Source organism: Bradyrhizobium sp. LB13.1, assembly GCF_054056815.1.
The window spans coordinates 4,391,209-4,410,931 of record NZ_JBSRYQ010000001.1; the positions used below are offsets into that span (position 1 = coordinate 4,391,209).

13 protein-coding genes and 3 pseudogenes are annotated in these 19,723 nt (G+C 57.6%); 12 read left to right on the forward strand and 4 right to left on the reverse strand.

Annotated elements, in window-relative coordinates; genetic code table 11:
• The first annotated feature begins 163 nt into the window (after window positions 1-163).
• From ACVWYI_RS20865 to ACVWYI_RS20885, 5 genes and pseudogenes are all read left to right on the forward strand, one after another.
• Complete coding sequence (locus ACVWYI_RS20865; RefSeq protein ID WP_456663060.1) at window positions 164-1,660, forward strand: metallophosphoesterase family protein; 1,497 nt, start codon at window positions 164-166, stop codon at window positions 1,658-1,660.
• A complete protein-coding gene (locus tag ACVWYI_RS20870) occupies window positions 1,657-3,510 on the forward strand; it encodes a CHAT domain-containing protein (RefSeq protein ID WP_456663061.1) in 1,854 nt (617 codons plus the stop codon). The genes ACVWYI_RS20865 and ACVWYI_RS20870 overlap by 4 nt, the downstream gene beginning before the upstream one ends.
• A gap of 726 nt (window positions 3,511-4,236) precedes the next feature.
• Window positions 4,237-4,671 carry a hypothetical protein gene (locus ACVWYI_RS20875; protein ID WP_456663062.1) on the forward strand — a complete coding sequence of 145 codons (435 nt, stop codon included), beginning with the start codon at window positions 4,237-4,239 and terminating at the stop codon, window positions 4,669-4,671.
• A 212-nt stretch (window positions 4,672-4,883) separates the two neighbouring features.
• Window positions 4,884-5,615, forward strand: coding sequence for an alpha/beta fold hydrolase (locus tag ACVWYI_RS20880; protein WP_456663063.1), 732 nt, complete (start codon window positions 4,884-4,886; stop codon window positions 5,613-5,615).
• A gap of 179 nt (window positions 5,616-5,794) precedes the next feature.
• A pseudogene (locus tag ACVWYI_RS20885) lies at window positions 5,795-5,899 on the forward strand (NUDIX hydrolase); the annotation flags it as partial.
• Window positions 5,900-5,942: 43 nt separating this feature from the next.
• On the opposite strand, the gene ACVWYI_RS20890 reads toward ACVWYI_RS20885, so the two are convergent.
• Window positions 5,943-6,692 (reverse strand): hypothetical protein, encoded by a 750-nt coding sequence (locus ACVWYI_RS20890; protein ID WP_456663064.1) that lies wholly within the window; start codon window positions 6,690-6,692, stop codon window positions 5,943-5,945.
• The gene (locus tag ACVWYI_RS20895; RefSeq protein ID WP_456663065.1) at window positions 6,640-6,912 is read right to left on the reverse strand and encodes a hypothetical protein; all 273 of its coding nucleotides are present in this window, start codon (window positions 6,910-6,912) and stop codon (window positions 6,640-6,642) included. The genes ACVWYI_RS20890 and ACVWYI_RS20895 overlap by 53 nt, the downstream gene beginning before the upstream one ends.
• A gap of 267 nt (window positions 6,913-7,179) precedes the next feature.
• On the opposite strand from ACVWYI_RS20895, the pseudogene ACVWYI_RS20900 reads away from it, so the two are divergent.
• A pseudogene (locus ACVWYI_RS20900) lies at window positions 7,180-7,506 on the forward strand (IS110 family transposase); the annotation flags it as partial.
• A 1,158-nt stretch (window positions 7,507-8,664) separates the two neighbouring features.
• On the forward strand, window positions 8,665-9,432 hold the full coding sequence (locus ACVWYI_RS20905; protein WP_456663066.1) for a C13 family peptidase: 768 nt from the start codon (window positions 8,665-8,667) through the stop codon (window positions 9,430-9,432).
• A gap of 245 nt (window positions 9,433-9,677) precedes the next feature.
• On the opposite strand, the gene ACVWYI_RS20910 is transcribed toward ACVWYI_RS20905, so the two are convergent.
• Together ACVWYI_RS20910 and ACVWYI_RS20915 are read right to left on the reverse strand one after the other, a co-directional pair.
• Complete coding sequence (locus ACVWYI_RS20910) at window positions 9,678-12,392, reverse strand: hypothetical protein (protein ID WP_456663067.1); 2,715 nt, start codon at window positions 12,390-12,392, stop codon at window positions 9,678-9,680.
• Entirely contained in the window at window positions 12,389-13,609 is a 1,221-nt protein-coding gene (locus ACVWYI_RS20915) for an SIR2 family protein (RefSeq protein WP_456663068.1), read from the reverse strand. The genes ACVWYI_RS20910 and ACVWYI_RS20915 overlap by 4 nt, the downstream gene beginning before the upstream one ends.
• Before the next feature lie 816 nt (window positions 13,610-14,425).
• Here ACVWYI_RS20915 and ACVWYI_RS20920 point away from each other — a divergent pair.
• From ACVWYI_RS20920 to ACVWYI_RS20940, 5 genes and pseudogenes are all read left to right on the forward strand, one after another.
• Window positions 14,426-15,175, forward strand: coding sequence for a hypothetical protein (locus ACVWYI_RS20920; RefSeq protein WP_456663069.1), 750 nt, complete (start codon window positions 14,426-14,428; stop codon window positions 15,173-15,175).
• A gap of 204 nt (window positions 15,176-15,379) precedes the next feature.
• Window positions 15,380-15,634 carry a recombinase family protein gene (locus tag ACVWYI_RS20925; protein ID WP_456663070.1) on the forward strand — a complete coding sequence of 85 codons (255 nt, stop codon included), beginning with the start codon at window positions 15,380-15,382 and terminating at the stop codon, window positions 15,632-15,634.
• Between the two features lie 91 nt (window positions 15,635-15,725).
• Window positions 15,726-17,216 (forward strand): annotated as a pseudogene (istA, locus tag ACVWYI_RS20930) (IS21 family transposase); the annotation flags it as partial.
• A gap of 8 nt (window positions 17,217-17,224) precedes the next feature.
• Complete coding sequence (gene istB, locus ACVWYI_RS20935) at window positions 17,225-18,088, forward strand: IS21-like element helper ATPase IstB (protein WP_456661642.1); 864 nt, start codon at window positions 17,225-17,227, stop codon at window positions 18,086-18,088.
• A gap of 407 nt (window positions 18,089-18,495) precedes the next feature.
• A complete protein-coding gene (locus ACVWYI_RS20940) occupies window positions 18,496-19,581 on the forward strand; it encodes an IS5 family transposase (RefSeq protein WP_456661595.1) in 1,086 nt (361 codons plus the stop codon).
• Window positions 19,582-19,723 lie beyond the last annotated feature (142 nt).

Below are 19,723 nucleotides of genomic sequence, written 5' to 3' on the forward strand. Positions count from 1 at the left end.
TCTAAACATATCTCTTCCCAACCGGGTTGCAACCGCTAAAGTATACGTCCGTTCGTAGAAACTTGCCAGTCCGCCTGTTCGGGTACGGCCGCGACTGTTGGCGCGATATTGCATCGCACCGTGACTTGTACGGGCTCTAAATGGATAGAGCGTTGTGACGTAAGTGATCCGCGTCCTCGGGCGCTTCGACGTCCACCTCCGATCGCACAGCGACCGTCTGATCAGCGAGGAGATCTACATGATAGCGCAGCTTCTTAATCGAGAGTTCGTCGTCCGCCAGATGGAAGCCATCGGGGAAGAGATGCGCCGCAACCTGTGTCCCCCCTCCGCTTCAAGCGAGTCGCCGCCGGTGAATGTAGCCGACTACGCTACAGCACTTGAGCATCTGGAAGTCAGCCTGGCACGAGAGAAACAACAATCGAGTGGGCAGCCTGGTTTTGAGTCCTCCCCGCCCGAACGGCGCAACGATTGGCCAGCTGAGCTAGACGACTTCGCCTTCATCAGCCGCGATCCAGTTGTTAGCATCATTCAAAGTGCGCTTGAATACAGATACAACGCACCTGATTACGCCTCGCAGGTCCTCGAGGAGGAGCCAGAAGATGACGGACGGCGTGTTCAGGGAGACTGTCCTGTCGTCACCGGCCGTCGACTGCTCCATTCCGAGCCCCGGCGCAACGCCGATAATCGGCGAGTCTTCGAAGCCTTTTCCGAGACCGATCCTAGTTGGGTCAGTTCATTGGTGGCAATGGGCATTCGAGGGCTACGGCAGCGGCATGCGTTTAACTCCAAGCCGCCCGAAGCCGTCGCAATGGGGCCAAATGCGCGTCTTGTTATTGTAGGCGACTGGGGCTCGGGCCTTCCGCGCGCGCAGAAAGTGGCAACGGCGATGCGTGTTTATATCGAGGAGGCTCTACGCGAACAACGCGACACCCACGTTGTGCACCTTGGTGATGTCTACTATTCCGGCTGGGAATACGAATACAAAAATCGTTTCCTCGAACAATGGCCTGTGCGGCCTAGCGAGGCGGGCCGCCTCACCTCCTGGTCCCTCAATGGCAATCATGACATGTATTCGGGCGGGCATGCATATTTCGACTTCTTGCTCGCGGATGTGCGCTTCCGCAAACAGGGGAGATCAAGCTTTTTTCGTCTGCACAACGACCTATGGCAAATCTTCGCGCTGGATACCGCTTGGGACGACAATGGCCTGAAGGACCCCCAAGCCGAGTGGATAAAGAGCGAGCTCGACCGAAATCCGCAGCGTGCGATTTTGCTCAGCCATCATCAACTTTTCAGCGCATACGAGGATACCCCCGCCGTGGGACGCACAATGCGAGAGAAGCTTGCCCCCGTACTCAACGCCGGCCGCATCCACGCGGCCTTCTGGGGCCACGAACACCGCTGCGTGCTATACGATGCTTTCCATAACGTCCAATACCCGCGGCTTATCGGCCACGGCGGCGTGCCAGTTTACATGGTACACAGAAAAAACGATCCGCTGGTCGCCCCGGCTTCTTATGAACTTCGCGAGTCCATTTCCAAGGGCTTTGAGAGCTGGGCAGTGTTTGGGTTCGCGATTCTGGATTTCGACGGTCCGCTCATCACGGTTCGCTACGTGAACGAGTTCGGGGAGGTGCACCACGAAGAACAAATCCGATGAGCGAGGACCGCGCTTCCCCCACGCACGTATCCCTCTTGCGTCAAGCGCTTGTCGGCTTCGCGCTTGGAGACTCCGAACGTTCGATCCAATACATTGAGTCGTTTCTCGCACTGGGCCCGCTGAGCGGTGAGGACGAAACCGCATGCGCGCAATACATTCAAGAAATCGAATGGCGTCTCGCTCGCGTGTCGGACATTCCGAGCCCTGCGCGCAACCTGCTGATCTCTCGCCTTCGCCTTTCGATTGCTAATACCTCAGCGTACCCCGACCTCCGATCGGCACCGGAGTTCGACAAAGGAGCACCACCACCCAGCGAAGAGGCACAACCCAGCGGCGACATTGTACGACGTACTCCGCACCTGCGTTTTGATGCTCCGCTACAGCCCGACGCAGTGTTCCAGGTGCAGGTCTACCTCGATACGCAAGCCGCGCGCGCTGGAGAAGACAGCGAAGACGTCGTGCTCCCAGTCGGTACCCAGGTACAAGTGCACCTCAGCGTCAGCAGTCATTTCATTGTGTTAAGCGACATTATGCGCACGATGACCCTGTACGCCGATAACGGGCCCGCGGAAGCTTGTTCTTTTGAGCTCAGGGTCAAGCCTCCGAACGCGCTACGTGTCGACGTACCACCGATGATCACCGCATTGTTCTTCCACAAGGGTCGTCCCAGTGGAAAGGTGACGCGGATGGCTACTATCGCCGGACTGGCCGCGGCCGCGCCGCCGGCTAGCCGGCCTGCTCGCGTCGAGTTGCAGCGCTGTCGCACGCCGGACCTGTGTATCGCAATCCGAGCGGCCGAGGCGAATGATGGAAGACAGTTCGAGTGCACTCTGTCCACGCCCCTGCTTGAAGCATATAAAGTGCCGGTCACCACAGCATGGAACTTGCCCGGTGTGGCCGAGCAGCTAGTGCGCGGCTATATGCAAGCCTTTACAAGGAAACAGCCGGCGCCCGGTGCGCTAATTGCCGAACTACGTGGGGCTGGCATTGCGCTATTTGATGCCGCCCCCAGATCGTTCAGGAATCTCTTCTGGAAACTCGTGGATGCCGGAAAGCTGCCGCGCGAGATTTCGATCGTATCGGAAGAACCTTACATCCCTTGGGAATTGATGATTCCCCGGCGGAAGCGCACTAACGGTGAGGTGGAGACGCGCAAGCCGCTCGGGGTCGAATTCCCGATCGGCCGTTGGATTCCACCCGACTTCGTCGCTGGACGCACACGAATTCCCTTCACCGACAGCTACGTCATCGCGCCGAAATACATGGGTACCCGCTTAGTGCTGGCATTTTCCGACTCTGAGCAGGCGCTGCTGACGCACGATTTTGCAGCCGAAGCGATCAACCCCGCCACGTTCGCACAGATTGCGGAAAAGCTCACGTCAACTGGACGGTCGCTCGTACATTTCGTTTGCCATGGTAAGGACGGTGCCGACGGCAGACAGGTCCTCCAACTTGACAACGGTGAGGAACTAAGTCCCTCGCAGCTGTTGGGAATCGAGGGATTGGAACGGACCTTTGCACATAAGCGGCCCTTCGTGTTCATCAATGCTTGCGAAGTTGGACGTGGAACGGCAGCTCTGGTCGGTCTCGGTGGTTTCGCCGCCTCGTTCATTGAGCTCGGTGCAAGCGCCGTAATCGCACCGTTGTGGAGTGTGAAAGATGGAATAGCCCATCAAGTCGCAGAGACGTTCTATAAGTCTGTAAAATCGGAGCCAAGCACCCCCTTCGCGGAGATAATACGGCGCCTGCGCACTAAGGCGTATGAGGGCGACTCCGCGGAGGACACATACGCGGCATATTGCTTTTACGGCGATCCGTGCGCGGCCTGTGAGGTCATCGTCGACATCTAGTGGAGGCGAAACAATTTCCGTCCACGGTAGGTCCCACAAAAATGGCCTACTTCCGGAAGGGCATTAACGATAGCCTATGCCGAAACTCGGGTGCCTGCACAACCCCAAGGCTATCGCGTCTGTTGACTGAACATTGAAACTTCGAGGAAGAATTACCGCATCGCGACATGCTCCGCTTGACAGGTTGGACCAACACCGATCCAGGTCTTCTCGCGGTCGTAAGCGGATAAGAACAATGCGTTGTTGTCACACCATGCTGCGCGTCTTGGCAGTTTTTTCGATGACCCGTAGGTTGGCACCGTAGGTGGGCGGTAGCGCACTCACTATCGAGCCGGAATTCGAACGAACCTTCAATGTGATAGTCGCTTGAATGTGGAGGAGTGGATATCCGCAGACGTTTAAGGATCGGCCTGCAGACGCTGTTTCCGCGCTCACTGTTCGTATGGTTCGTCGCAGAGCATGCATCCAGAGCGTGCAAATTGGAGTCGAACTGGACCACGAGTCAATGTTGGCTACTGCCGTTGGGGCATCAGCAGAGGTGAACCCTACCCTAGCTAGCCTGTTCAGTCCGCTTCAACCTGGGCCAGGAGCCGACTAGTTGGCGAGGTTCGCGTTTGAACTCTCCCGCGCCGTCGTTACTGTGAGTGGATTGCCAATTGCCTTTCCCGCCGCACGGATGGTGTCGATGAACAGCGTCGCGGCCGGGTTCAAAAGAATCGGACCACCATGTCCTCTAGCTCCAACGCCAGTATCGCCAAGAAAGCGCGCACGAAGGCTGAGGCGGATTTTGCCACCTGGCTCATGATGGCCAAGCTCGGTAGTTTCGATGACCTGCCGTCCAGCGCCCAAAGCTTTCTGACTAACTATCGAACTCGGCTCGAGGCAATGAGCGAGGCCGAGTCCGCGGCCCTCGCCGTTCGCGAGGTCTACAGCGCTTATTACAGCGAGATGGGAGGCGTAGGCACAGCGCCGGAACCAAAGGCTCGGACGCCAACGACAGAGGGCAAAGTCGTGCGGTCCCAAAGACCGCCTAGACCTCAACCCGGTCAATCGGCTGCGCGCCATTCGACGAGGCCAATGACCCGAAAATCCCTCCCGGCACTGCTGATTTTCGCGAGCATGGTGGCACTCGTTGTCGCATTCAGATTTCTAGCGCAGTAAGACCGCCCGCGGATTGTGTGCGACGTCCGCTTTTCCCCCGATAGCGACTAAATAGCGGACATCGTGCACTTCGCATTTGGGCCACAACCGGACTCTGACGAGGCAAGAAGGCATACAGCGCTGGGGTTATTGCTTGCTGCCACCTGCGTTGTGGTGAACTATGCCGGCGGCAAACCCAGTCCTCTCGGAAGCCTGCCTGAGGAGGAGGTTCGATGCGCATCATGGTCTCATTTCTATTTGCCGTGTGCATGAACACTCTATGGGCACAAGGGGTCAAGCCGAACTGGCCCATTCCACCGGAACTGAAATGGGAAGCCATCAATGGATATCCCATGGCATACCGGGACGCGGGCGAAGGCACAGCGGTCCTTTTGGTGCACGGGTCGACCAACGACTACCGCATTTGGGACGCGCAATTCGGCAAGTTCAGTGCAAATTACCGGGTGATTGCCGTCAACTTGAGGCATTTTTACCCGGAACGTTGGGATGGCACCGGCACCGACTTTTCCATCGAACAGCATGCTCAAGATGTTGTTGCGTTGATCACAAGATTGAAGCTCGGCAAGATACACCTCATCGGGCACTCGCGCGGTGGTGCCGTTGCAACCGAGGTAGCTAAATCGCACCCGGAAGTCGTTCGAACCCTCGTACTGCCGGATGCGAGCATCGAGATGCCGGTGGCCGAGACCGCCGAGGCCAAAGAAGCCGGAGAGTTCACCAAGAAGGTCATCAGGACTTTGCAGGAAAATTTGCAAACCGAGGATGCTGCCAAAGCTGCGGAGGTCTTCGTTGATGGATTGAACGGCGCCGGCACATGGCTAAAGCTTCCACAACCTGCCAAGGATATGTTTCTGGCAAACATCTACACGGCGTTGGGAGACAAAGACCGCCCGATCAGCACATGCGCCGACATCAAGAAATTTGATTTCCGGTGCTGCTCATGACTGGCGATAAGAGCCCAAAAAGATTCGAGTTCTTCTACAATGAAATGCGAAAGTGCAGGGAATTTCCTGCGACAGCGGTGATACCGAATGCGGCGCACGCTATGCAGAGACAGAATGCAGACGTCTTCAACCGAGTCACGTTGGAATTCCTGTCACAACATTGACTTCGCGCTGACCGGATAGGCGATCCGAAGGAGATTGATCGGGCAGTTTGGCGAAAGCCGAGCGGCATAAGGTTGACCCCGACCTCGCGCTACATTCGGGACAAGCTATTTCCCAAGTGAACTTGCTGTTACAGGGATTGTTTATCAGCCTTTAGCTGGCTGGCTAGTTTGATCGAGGCTTGTTGTATCTCATCGAAACTGCCCGACGCGCCATTTCTAGGCCGGTAGCATCGACCATCTGCTGAATATCGTCCGCAACATGCTTGTAGGCACTGCCTGATTCGACACCATCCGCTGGACCGACTCCATTCCAGTACATGCCCATTTTCTTGTTCAACTCTTTCAGCTCTACTGCCCAACCAGTTTGAATAGCGAGAGGATTTACCACCGGCTCATTCGCGAGCCCGGGATAATACTCCAGGGCGTTCCGTCCTATTTTGGTGACTATGAATGTCTTCGATATTTGGGCGCCGAATCTCTCGCCCTGCTTCTCTTCAGATTTCTTGAAATGCTTCTCACCTACTTTCACCCCTGCTCTTACGTCAAAGGTGAATACCTTTTGGATTGGAATCTTCGCGCCAAGTTCTGCACTGGTATAAACGTCTACGTAGTTCTCCGTACCTTCTGCATACGTGTTTTCGGCGTAAGTCGCCCACGTCTGCGTATGCGTTTCTGCGTCGAGGTCAAACTTGGTGCTTATCGGCACGACTATGCTCCTCATCGTCGGCAGCCATATACCTCGGCGCCGAGCCCAGTCCGTTCCGATCAACTCGTCCCAATGCTTGACCTCTAAATCGTCGACAACGTTCGTACCGGCTTCCTCCAGACTCGAAATGCGAAGGCGATAGTTATTGACGACCTCATAGTGATACGCCTGAACCACCTCGAAGGCTTGTAAGCCTCCGAATTTCACGGCCTATAAAGAACATGAATAGAAGTCTGGCATTGGGGGATAAACGGTCGATTGCCTCGACCGCTTTGGAAATCAGTTCATTCATGCTCGTAGCGCGATTGTCCAGAACGGGCTCGACTTTCGGCGGCGGCAGCACTTTGAAGGCTGCCGCAAACTCCAGCGCTTTCGTTTTCACATCCTGCAGCCGCGTATTTGTGTTCATTTTCGATATGTCGATCATGGCGTAACTCCTGCGGAGTTTTCGTGTCGACCTAGTAGTCGCGCGCCGCGGCTCCCCGGTTCAGGGAGTACCCTTGCGGAAAACGGACAGAAAAGCTGCCGCGTTTTGTACGGAAACATTGACCCGCCGAGTCGTCAATTGCGCACGCCATGAACTGGGGTCATCCTTTGTAGGGAACCCCTCTAGGTCTGCTAATGGGATGGACCGGCTGCTTCCTCCGCGGGAATAGTCTGGAACGACAACCCCGCAGCATCCGGAGAAACAGCCATGGACACAATCACCACACAGCCGCTGGCCTCGATCGGCATCGAATCGGGAAGGAAGTCTTCCACGTCGTACGCTTTGGCACGGACGGCAAGATCGCTTCCGTCGCAAGATCAAGCGACAGCTGCTCGTCGAGCCTTCAAGAAGCTGCCACCGTGTGTGGTCGGCATGGAGGCGTGCCTCAGTGCACACTTTGTCAGCCGGGCGCTTCGCCAGCTGGGTCACCAGCCGCGGATCATCCCCGCGATCTATGTCAAGCCGTTCGTAAAGGGACAGAAGAACGACTACAACGACGCCGAGGCAATTGCAGAGGCCGCTCTGCGGCCCTCCGGAACGCAGCCCCATGGCTGCATCGCAACAAGCTGGCGACAGCCTTGGCCAACAAACTAGCGCCGATCGCGTGGAGCATCCTGCGCAATGAGACGGCCTTCGACGCTCCCCGTCACCAGGTGATGGCGATCTGAGCCAAACCTCATCCGAGTTCGCGACAGAGAAAATGCAACGATCAATGGGCGCATCCAGAGCCTGGTGACCCAAATGGTTGCTTGCCAACCTGTCCGCTAATAAGACCAAAGATGCGTGCGTATTCCCATCAAGGCCACGGCCCGCGAGCCGATCAAACAGGCCGGATACATATCAGCGACTTCCGCTCGCACATTCTCTCTTGCGAAACGCAGCCGGTCCATACATGTGGGTCAAAAAGCCGACACTGGCGGAGCAGGCCGTGACCTCACGGCCGTAGCAAAGGCGCGCGGTGATCTCAGACAGCATGGCCTTCCTCATCGTCTCAGGCCCGTCCACTTCTTACATGCACGATCACTGGCAGCTTCTCCTCCAGTGCCTTTGCGAGCACGCCGCCGGTGGTCCGGTCCAGCTCTGCAGCAATCTTCATGAGTGGCATCGTGCCAGCCAAAGACCTAAGCTTTTCAACTTCTTCTGGTCCAATCCTGCTTCCAGCGCGCCATTTTCGTCCCAACGATGAAGCTTCCCAGAGATAGTATGGCTGAAATATTGCAGATTTCGCCTGATTCCAATGATTTCACCAGCGGCAAGGGGCTTTCCTTTTACGCCACATCGAATGGCACAAACTGCACTTGTCTGTGACGGGGCTCGTCTCAGTGTCATCGGTTCATCCGACCGTTGTGTCATTCCTCCAGAAGCTGCTCGGTACCGGGGGAGCGACGGCTCCGGCGCTCTATCAGCCCCCAGCCCCTGCGCCGGGGCCGTTCTTCTGAAAAGTTGGTCAGCCCAGGACCAGGACGAAAAGCGCCCGCTGGCGCGATGCCCGCTTCGGGTCAAAATGCGAAGAACTCAGCGTGAGCAAATCTGGTCCGCTCCGACCCACTAAGCGGACCTTAATCGGAGGTGCTGCCACTTCGCGTTTCCGGGCTCATGCGTGTGCCGTTCCGAAGGATGGAACTACACTGGCTTTTCACCATTTGTGTTGAGCCGTAGTTCTGTCGCGGCGATCTCGAAACGAGGTTCGCCATGACCTCCAGGTCCTCGATCAGTTGGCTCGGTGCGCAGCTCGTCGCTTTTTTTCTGACTATCTGGCCGCTAGTTTCGTCGGTACATGCTGTTGAGGACGCTGGAAAGGTTGGCGTGGTGTCCTTTGGCCTGTTCGGGGATCAAGGCGTGTTTAGATCCGAGGCGACCGGTGCAGCTGAGGTCGTAGCTGGCCGTTTTCAGACTGGCCCGATCGACGTGGAGTACAATTCCAAGAAGGGCGGAAATGCAACGATCGAAGCGCTGACCAGGTCGTTGCAGGCGGCAGCCAACCGCTTGGATGCTGAGAAAGACGTTCTCTTTTTGATTCTCACCTCGCATGGCTCTCCAGACGGCCTCGCAATCAAGGCGGGGCGGCACACAGAGACGCTCACGCCATCTCGTCTCGGCAACATGCTCGCGAAGACAGGTGTGCGACACAAGGTGGTTGTCATCTCGGCTTGTTATTCCGGGGTCTTCATCCCGCGTCTGGCGAATCCCAATGTGCTGGTCATCACCGCGGCCGATGCCAACCATCCGTCGTTTGGCTGTCAGGACAAGGCCAAGTGGACCTATTTCGGCGACGCTTTTTTCAACGTCGCGCTCCGGAAAGCCGTTAGTCTGAAGGATGCATTTCTGGAAGCGCGCTCACTCGTCCGGAAGCGAGAATTGCGGGAACACTTCGAGCCGTCGAATCCCCTCATGGCAGGCGGCGCAGACGTGCTGCCGTTGCTCGTCGGACGCCCTTGGACAACCGGCCGCGAGCCCTGAGGCTATTGCTCGCAGGCGTGCATAGTCGGGTCGAGCATGGCGTTCCTCGACGGGTCGCGATCAAGGATGAGCTTGATGCTAGATGAAGCCTCCCTGCCCTTTCAGACAAGTGGTTTGCGCGCGAAAGAAGCGTGACAACCGTGGCTTCCAACCGTAGCTTTCGTCGGCGCGCACAAAAATACGAGCGATTGTAACGAGGTTCGGCGGAGCGGTGATCTTCGATCCGCTTTATTGGCGGGAGCTTGTCAATGCCTTTCCAGTGCAGATAGACGCGCGTACCGCGTGTCGCGAACCAGTTTCGGGTTAGCACCCCGTATGGCGACCAAGGCGCGATCCAGATCGAGCGGATGCACAGCACGCTCCTCGCTGCCGATTGTCATGTCGAGGAGCTTCAGAAGCGCCGACGCGGCGTCCCCGATTGTTTTTCGCAAGTTTTTGCCATCGGCGTCACGCTCATAGAGCCCGTAGTCATGCAGCGACCAACAATCGAAGGGAATCAGGAAGCGTGCGATCGCATCGACGGCTTCAGCGAAAGCAGTACCTGATTTTGCAGGGAGCCTAGCAAGTTCTTTTGAAAGGCTCGGTGACGCCAGCGTTCTCTCCAGCGGCCAAATGGTTTCAAAGAATGGCACCACTACCTTTCTAAGACGGTCTTCGCGCGATGACCGACGGTCGTCGGCTTCGATAAAGACCCCAGCAATTCGTCCGCCAGCTGCACGAAGGCGGTCTGTTCCAAGCCTCAGCATCTGCTGCACGACCCTGTCCGGTATCGATGGCTCCCTGCCGTCGTTCTTATCGAGAAGAATGCGGTACACCACGCGTTCTCCTAGCCTCGCGCGGGTCTCTATCGGCAGCGCACTGGAATGCGCCACCTCGGCCATCCGCTCTCCAATTCTCAGCATTGTGTCGTAGCGAAGAACGGGATTTCGCGAGATGGCATCCCACACCTCAATTTCAGTTCCGTCGGCGTTGTTCAACGGATCCAAAAGGTTCTGGTCCGTCCATGCTTCGTCGGCGCGCCGCATGTATTCTAGCGACGACAGAAACCGATGAAGCACTTGCAGGCGGGTTGCGCCTGTCGTTCGCGCCGCGCTATCTCGCATGTCCCTGAGTGCACCACTCGCAAATGGATGCGGCACCTCATTCAAATTGGGGCACATGCGCAGAAAGGCCGTCATCATGACTCCGGCCGGTGTGTTCAGGGCGGCCGTAGCCAGGCGCTCGCCAAGGTCGGAGTCTCTCTCGCCCAAGAGGTCCGCGACCTCGTCGTCTTTCGAGAGTGTCCCGCGTTTGTTGGTGACATCGACCGCTGGCGGCCAAGCGCGAAGCCACAGCGCTGAAAACATCGGGTTGCCCTTTAAAATCACGGCCCAATCAGCAATCCAGCCCGACAAGCCATCAATCAAGATTTCTAGATAACGTTCCGGCACGGAGTTCAGGAGCGTCAAGATTACGAAAGCTCGCCCTCTTTCTAGTTCAGCCTGGATTTTGGCCTCTTCTGTTGAGGCGGACGCTTGGTTTGCAGGGCGCGTAAGACGTAAGACTTGGCCCCATACTCCAGGGCTGTTGGCGCTAAGCTCTGGCGAGGCGGAGAAAAGTTCAAGGATCTCTGAGAGATGGGATTCCAAGTACACTTGTGCCGCGCCGGCGTTTCCCCATCGCTCTTTGCTGAACGCGTTCTCCAAATTGCGAACTGCCGAATCCGAATCCAAGGCTTCGAACGTTTCTTCCTCCTCCTCCTGCATCCACCGTGTTGAAGACGTCCCTTCAAAGTCGAAATCGACGGTGGTTACATTTGGTAGTTCGTATTTTGCTGCAATACCCTCGATCCAAGCCTGGGAAATGTCACTGACTTGAGCCGGCGCTGCGAGAATTCTCTTCAACTCGATACCGGCGCGAATGTGCCGATAGCGCTCCAACTCCTTTGGCACGGGCTTATTAGTCCAGAGCGTTTTGGGGGGAAGGCGCTGAATCCTCGTTTCCAGTGCCAGTTTTGCAGCCTCATCCAGATCACTGAAGCGGCGAGCTCGAAGCTCGGCAAACTCCGGATATTCGGCGACTTTCCAAAATTGTTTGTCAGTAAGATCTGACAAGAATTTCGATAAGCATTCAGCGGAGGCCAAATCGGGGTTTCGTGCCAGCGCAGCCCACAGCCTCTTGAAAAGGGCCCACTTACTGGCCTTCCATCTAACAATCCGAAGCTTCGCGTTCTCGACGTCGATGCGTGCAAGAACCTCGATTACCTCGTACAGAAGCTTCGTCACGGGTGCAAAGCCATGTCGATAAGCATCAGGATCGTGGCCTGAGTCCTCCTCGCTGCCCGCGAAGCCCGAGACGTGGTAAACGCGCCGCACCTCCGAGTTCGTCAAGTCGATCCCTTCAGTCCAGCCAAGCCGCTGCGCAACGTGTAAACCATCTAACAGGGCCGCCTCTAGCCGATCTGCTAGTTCGTCTGCAAGAGCAACGTTGGTGATATCTTCAAGGCCGACGTCGCGAAGGGAAATAAGATTGCCGCTGGTCATGGAGATGGAAACCAAATCTCCGAGCTTACGAGGCACTTTCGGCAAAGCGGGGCCCCCATACAGGCTCCAATCCTCTCGTCTCTTTATGCGGGGCCATGGCCGAACAAGATCGACCACCTGACGCAAAACGTCGCCATCAATGCTCTTCTGCCGCGCGCGCGTTATCAGTTCATACCGTGTATCGGGACCCGTCAGCGGCATTGCAGACCATGATTCCAGAAGCCAAGACCAGGCGGAGCGAAACGGCTCCTTCATCTTGACGGCCGCACTTGTGATCAAATGCCGGATCGCGAGCCGCTCTTCGTCGTGTTCGCTACCTAGTTCCAGTGCCCATTCAATTGAGGAACGATCGTTCAATCGGTTCTGTAGGAACGCGATTGTTGTAGCTCTGATTTGTTGAGCCAGTTCGCGACCTCTAAGGGTATGGTCATCAGTCATCGTGGTCCCGCCACGTCTTCTCGCGTGATTTCATTTATATACCCGAGCCACCGCGCTGATGCTCCACCTCCGCGGAGCAAACCGGCGAACGATTCCCGTTCGGATGGTGTCGCTCTGCGCACAAGGTATCGAAAGAGTGATCGGTCAGCCTCGGATGCCGCCTCTAGGGTGGAACTTGTGATGCGCCTGATCTGCCGGCGCGACCAAGCGTCGTCAGCAGGCGATGGAATACTTTCCGCCCAATTCGTCATTAGTGATCGTAGCTGGCTGTGATTGTCGCGCTGATTATACGCGATTGGAACGATTCCTCTCGCCCGCCAATAGGCTATGTCGACGGCGTTGTCGTTCCCGACCGGAATGATTGCATACCGCGCCTTGATGTCGGCAAAATGCGTCTCATCTCCCGCGATCGCATTCATAAGGTAGCGCATCGGCGCGTCGCTAAGACTGTAACCCACGAGGACCAGATGGAATATGCGTGCCGCATCGTAGATGAACTCGGCCGCGATCCGCCGACGTAAATACACATCGCCGAAGTCTTGATCAGTCAGTACGAGATCGGAAGCGCCATCATCTTTTCCCAAGGCGCCATGAAGGTGGAAGATTCCCTCGAATTCTTTTCGCCGGCTGGGACGAGGCATTGCACCCAACGCATAAATCTTCGGCGATAGTTTCCTGCGCGAGGCAGCTGTTCCGAGGAGGGCGTCGAAATTCGTAGTAGCGATGAATGGGCGGCCGAAACGCTGTCCCAATCGTGCGAGCGATACGTGTAGTTCGTTTGTCTGTCGCGTGCGCGCCAGGATTTCCGAAACGGCTTTGCGCATCGAGCTCGCGCTGCTGGCGCCAGAATCGAGCCTGCGCTCAAGCATCCCCAGCACGACATCAAACTCATAGCCCGTGAAGGCCCGCAACTCGGCTTGCTGACCGGCATTCAAACCCGCGGTGTAGTCCCTCCAAGATGTTCGCGAGATGCTACCGGCATCACGGGCCTTCTGCTCGTCTTTGAAGATCGCATGCAGCTTTGCTGCAACTGCAGGATCGAGACGATCGTACACTTGAACGACAAGTTCGCGGAAGTCGGGCAGCGACGAAGGGGCTGGTCGAGATATTCCCGCTCCTGTAATGAACAGGACCTCACCCCGATCACGAGCCAGAAGGAGTTTCTCGGGGATGGGGGGAAGACCGTCCCCGAAGGTTACAACATCATCATCCGCCATTGAAGACTCACGAACTTTCTTACCGGCAACTCTATGGGGGCCGGCTCACTCGCTGGGACTATTGGTTGACACATGTAGCCGGCGGTTGCCGAACAAACCAAGCTGGTTGTCGGACTACCCACCCAAAACTCGCGGCTGGCCCGGACGGCCCAGCCATGTGCCCCTACCAGGATGTCGCAAGCCTGACTGATCGCTGGCCCAGTTTTCGAAATGTCCCTCCCGAGCTGGACTGTATTTTGCTGGATATTCAATGTCTTAGCTCAGACGTTTACAGGAGCCCCTTCCCTCGAACATCTTTTAGCTTCGCTCCTGCTCTTCTTTCGCGGCCCTTGAAATGTTTGAAAGCGTAGCTTCAGAGCCGACAGCCCGCTTTTCCAAGTAATCCATACAGAAATGAGAGCTAACCCAATGCGTCGAAACCCAGATGGAAGCTGTTGCCAATCTACGCACGTCATCGGCCGCAAACGTTGGTGCTAACAAGGACAGTGATCGCCGACAGCGCGCCGCAATCGGAGGATTCGTCAAGTCGGCGCGGCGTTCTGCGTGATCTATGAGAGGTCCGAGGCAGATCCCGCTCGCGGCGGGCCGTGGTCCATCATTGCCGCCGATCACCCGCCGTAACTAAGATCCGAAGGGCGAAGCTTCGGCCTCGCCTACCCCTTTATTCTCCACCTCGCCGGCCGCGCCGCGTCCCGCTCTGGGAGACAGTTCGCGTGCTTGGCGGCCAGCTTAGGACGTGGCCTGCTGTGCTATAGAAGTATCGCTGCGGTCTATGTTGGTAGAAGATGTCTTTCCTCGAATTCCTGTAGGATCAGAATGCCCGTTGATGTTTCCTGCTGGCATTTTGAGTACCTACACGACACACCGCGCGACCGTGCGCTTCGGGCACACGATCCGTCACTCGTGCCGGACGCGGAGTCCTACGACTTCCCCGACGTTGACGCCCTGCTGAAGCATCTGGACGACCCAGGCAACGACGACCGCGCCCGATTTCAGCAGAGCATCGCGGAGCGGCTTGTACAGGACCCAGAGGTCGCCGCGATTAAAGCCCTCTACACGCCGCTCAAGGATCTGAGACACTTTCCGGCCTACCGTCGCAGCCAATACGATAGGTACCATGCGGCGGCCCGGCAGCTTGCAGATGGGACGGCCTCGGAAAAGGATCGGAAGCTCATCGATGGGCTCGACGCCGAGATCGCCGCCTCTAGGATATCGCTGGACCATGGTCAGATATTGTTTCATGGGCGATGCAACGACCTGCTCGTGACGCAGCATCCCTACCCGAGCTACGTATCTGCGACACTCGATCCCATCGTTGCCCTCAACAGCGCCTTTAGGCGGGCGGGCATTGATTGCGTCAATGGTCGCCCGGTGGTTCTGGTCCTCAAGTTATGCGTACCTCCGCGCGCGCTGTGGGGCCACGTCGGAAGGTCTCAAGAATGGGAACTCCTCCTGCCGCGTGGCATCGATTGGAAAGAGACCGAGCGCCGGTCGGGAGAAACCTTCGACACCATACACGCAACAGCGGTTAGCCATGGCCTCACGTCCAGTAGCTTGGCACCGTAGCTTTTTATTTTGCAGTTCGGCATCCCGCTGCAAAGATTAGCTCAATCACGCCCTTGGCTGCTTTGGGTTGGAGGAGCCCCGTTCCGCCGAGGTCCGCTGCGCCAGCCCCCTCGCCTCCACCCTGAATACAACGCCTACGCCATTGAGCCGCTGCGGACGCGCAGGATTTCTCAAGAAATCCGTACATACACTTGGATTAAGTCTATGGCAGGAAAAACAAAACGCTCCGCGGTCGCTTATATTCGAACTTCGTCGGCCGCCAACGTCGGAGCCGGTAAAGACAGCGACAAGCGGCAGCGCGCTGCGATTGAGGGTTTTGTAAAACGTGCAGGGTTCGAGCTGTCGGGCGAGTTCAATGACGCGGCGGTGTCGGAGGCTGATCCCATTGAGAGTCGGACGGGCTTTGCCGCCCTGCTGGATCGGATCGAGGGCAACGTGTCATTCGGCCTGCAATATTGACCCCCTAAGCCGGGGGATCGGCGTCCAAAATTGACCCCCTACAGGTTGGTCTGTTGCGCTGCCTGCTTCGTAACAAAGCAGGTGGTGGGGGATGCTGATCGTGGAGACGATTGCCCGGATCCGGCGCGAGCACTTCATCAAGGGCAAGACGATCAAGGAGATCGCCCGTGACCTGAAGGTGTCGCGGAACACGGTCCGGAAGGTGCTGAGGTCGGGAGAGACCTCATTCGAGTACGAGCGGCAGGTGCAGCCGCGGCCAAAGCTCGGACAATGGGCAGTCGAACTTGACGGGCTGCTTGCGTCGAACGTGACTAAATCCGCTCGTGAACAGTTGACGTTGATCCGGATCTTCGAAGAGCTGCGCGGCCGCGGCTATGACGGCGGTTACGATGCGGTGCGGCGTTACGCCAGGCGCTGGAGCAAAGAACGCGGGCAATCGACCGCAGCCGCTTATGTTCCGCTGAGCTTTGCCCCAGGCGAAGCCTACCAGTTCGACTGGAGCCACGAGGTGGTCTTGCTGAGCGGCACCACGGTGATGGTGAAGGCCGCCCATGTCCGGCTCTGTCACAGCCGCATGCTGTTCGTGCGAGCCTATCCGCGGGAGACGCAGGAGATGGTGTTCGACGCCCACGACCGGGCGTTCGCCCTGTTCAAAGGCACCTGCACTCGCGGCATCTACGACAACATGAAGACCGCGGTAGAGACGATCTTCGTCGGTAAAGGGCGTCTCTACAACCGCCGCTTCTTGCAGATGTGCAGCCACTATCTGGTCGATCCGGTCGCCTGCACGCCAGCGTCGGGCTGGGAGAAGGGGCAGGTCGAGAACCAGGTCGGGCTGGTCAGGGAACGCTTCTTCACGCCGCGGCTGCGGTTCAAAAACCTCGACGAGTTAAACGCCTGGCTGCTCGACAAATGCATCGCCTACGCCAAGGCTCATCGCCATCCGGAGTTGGTTGATCAGACGATCTGGGACGTGTTCGAAGCCGAACGCCCCAAGCTCGTTCCCTATGCCGGCCGCTTCGACGGCTTCCATGCCGTGACGGCGTCGGTCTCGAAGACCTGCCTGGTGCGCTTCGACAACAACAAGTACTCGGTCGCAGCCAGCGCAGTCGGACGACCGGTCGAGGTTCAAGCCTATGCCGATCGCATCGTGATCCGTCAGGATGGACGCATCGTTGCCGAGCACCCGCGATCCTTTAGTCGCGGCGATACCGTCTACGACCCCTGGCATTATGTGCCGGTGCTCGTCCGCAAACCCGGCGCCCTGCGCAACGGTGCTCCCTTCAAGGACTGGGTGCTGCCGGCCGCGATCGAGCGGATCCGGCGCAAGCTTGCCAGCACCGACGATGGCAATCGGCAGATGGTCGACATCCTCAACGCGGTGCTGACTGACGGTCTCCCCGCGGTGGAAGCGGCCTGTGCCGAAGCGCTCAGTCACAGCGTCCATTCCGCAGATGTCGTTCTCAATATCCTGGCCCGGCAACGTGAACTCGCCCCACCGGCCAACATCATGACGCCGGCCGCACTGACGCTCCGTCATGCACCGATCGCCGATTGTGCCCGCTACGACAACCTCCGGAGGACCATCTGATGGAACGAACCCAAATCTTCGACCTCATGGGCGAACTCAAGCTCTATGGCATGAAGGCGGCCTTCGACGAGATCATGGCGATCGCTGTCAAACGCCAGCACGAACCTCAGCGCATTGTCGGCGACCTGCTCAACGCCGAGATCAATGAGAAGCAAGCCAGGTCGATCAAATACCAGCTCACCATTGCCAAGCTGCCACTTGCCAAGGACATCGCCGACTTCCAGTTCGATGGCACGCCAATCAATCAGACTCTCGTCAATGACCTCGCCGGCGGCGGCTTCATCGCCCAGCAACGCAACGTCGTACTGGTTGGCGGCACCGGCACAGGCAAAACCCACCTGGCCATTGCCATCGCCAGAAGCTGCATCCGCGATGGCGCTAGAGGACGCTTCTACAACGTCGTCGACCTCGTCAACCGGCTCGAGACCGAGACCCGCAACGGACGGCAAGGACGGCTCGCCGAGCATCTGACCCGGATGGACTTCATCGTGCTGGATGAACTCGGCTATTTGCCCTTCGCCCAGTCGGGTGGCCAGCTTCTGTTCCACCTCGTCAGCCGGCTCTATGAGCGCGCCTCCGTCATCGTGACGACAAATCTCGCCTTCGGCGAATGGCCGAGCGTGTTCGGCGACGCCAAGATGACCACCGCGCTGCTCGACCGGTTGACCCATCACTGTGACATCGTCGAGACCGGCAACGACAGCTGGCGGTTCAAAAGCCGAGACGACGATCACGCCACCCGCGCTCGTCTCGCCTCCGCTATCCCGGCCAGCTCCGACGAGACGAGCGCTACCAGCAAACATCGCCGCGCAAAGGGGTCAAAATTGGACGCCGATGAGGGGTCAAAGTTGCAAGCCGATTGACATACATTTTGCGTACCGGCGGCTTATTCTCGCGATTTTTGGCAAGGCCAAAACGCCACCCAGTTATGGGAGCCCTCATCCAACGTTTCGCATCTTGCGCTATCTCTTTGCTAACGTTGCTGCCGCATGGAGCACCCGCGAAGCAATGTAAGCGCGGCCCATTTGGACTAATTGAACGTGTGGTTATTGCCTGGATGTCTCAGCTGTATCGTGAGTTGCACGAGCAAGAGGAGAGGCTAGCGGATTGGAGGATTGGAAGAGACAGCAGGTGCTCCTTACATTTTGATTTTGTATTCGGGAAGCCTCGCGATTAGCGCACGGGTTCGTCTAGCAGTCTGCTGAAAAACCCCTCGCCAGGAAGGGGACTTGATGATTCACTTTATCATCTCGAATCGGCGGAGACGATCATGCGCGGCAGGTTTACGGATCAGGGCGGCCTGTTTTCGTACATCGCGCCGGATAAACGTGTGCCAGCGAACCATCCGCTGCGGAAGGTCCGGGAACTTGTCCGGGATGTTTTGAATGATTTGAACCGCAGCCTTGGAAAGCTATACGCCAGCGAGGGACGTCCTTCGATCCCTCCGGAGCAATTGCTGAGCGCCTTGCTGCTGCAGGTGTTCTACGGCATCCGCTCGGAACGCCAGCTGATGGAGCAACTGGACTACAATCTTTTGTATCGCTGGTTCGTGGGACTGTCGCCGGACGATCCGGTCTGGGACCCGACCACCTTTACCAAGAACCGGGAGCGGCTGCAGAACGGCGATGTGTTCACGAAGTTCATGACCAGGCTTCTGAACCATTCTCAGGTCAAGCCGCTATTGTCGGACGAGCATTTTTCGGTGGACGGAACGCTGATCGAAGCCTGGGCTTCGCAGAAGAGTTTTCGCCCCAAGGACGGCAGCGGCGACGATGATGACGGCGCCAACTTCCATGGCCAGAAACGCAAGAACGACACCCATGCGAGCACCAGTGACCCGGACAGCAGGCTTTATCGCAAGGCGGCCGGACGGGAGGCCAAGCTTTGCTATATGGGCCACGCCACCATGGAGAACCGGCATGGGCTGGCGGTGGCCGGCAGGGTCACGCATGCCAATGGCACCGCCGAACGCCGGGCTGCGGAGGTCATGCTGAAGGCGAGACGCAAAGCCGCAGGTCGCCGCATCACGGCTGGTGAGGACAAGGCATACGATACGGCCGATCATGTCGCCAACCTTCGCGCCATCGGCGTGACGCCGCATGTGACACAGAACCAGGCCATCACCAAAACCGGCAAGAACCGTAACAGCGCGATCGACGAACGAACCACGCGGCATCCGGGATACGGCATGTCGCAATCGCGCCGGGCGATGGTCGAGTGCATTTTCGGATGGGGCAAGCAGCATGGCACCATGCGCAAGACCAAACATCGGGGCATCGCTCGCGTCGCCGCCGACTTCCTGCTTAATCTGATCGCCTATAACCTGATCCGAATTCCCAAACTGCTCGCCGCATAGCCACCCCGCGCCGGGGCACACTCAATAACAAGCTCGAAATTACATCCAACTCTACCGCGCCGCTCCAAAAACGACCGGCGGAAAAATGAAAATTCTCCATTTCAAGGTTTTTCAGCAGACTGCTAGACGCGAAGTCCGCTTC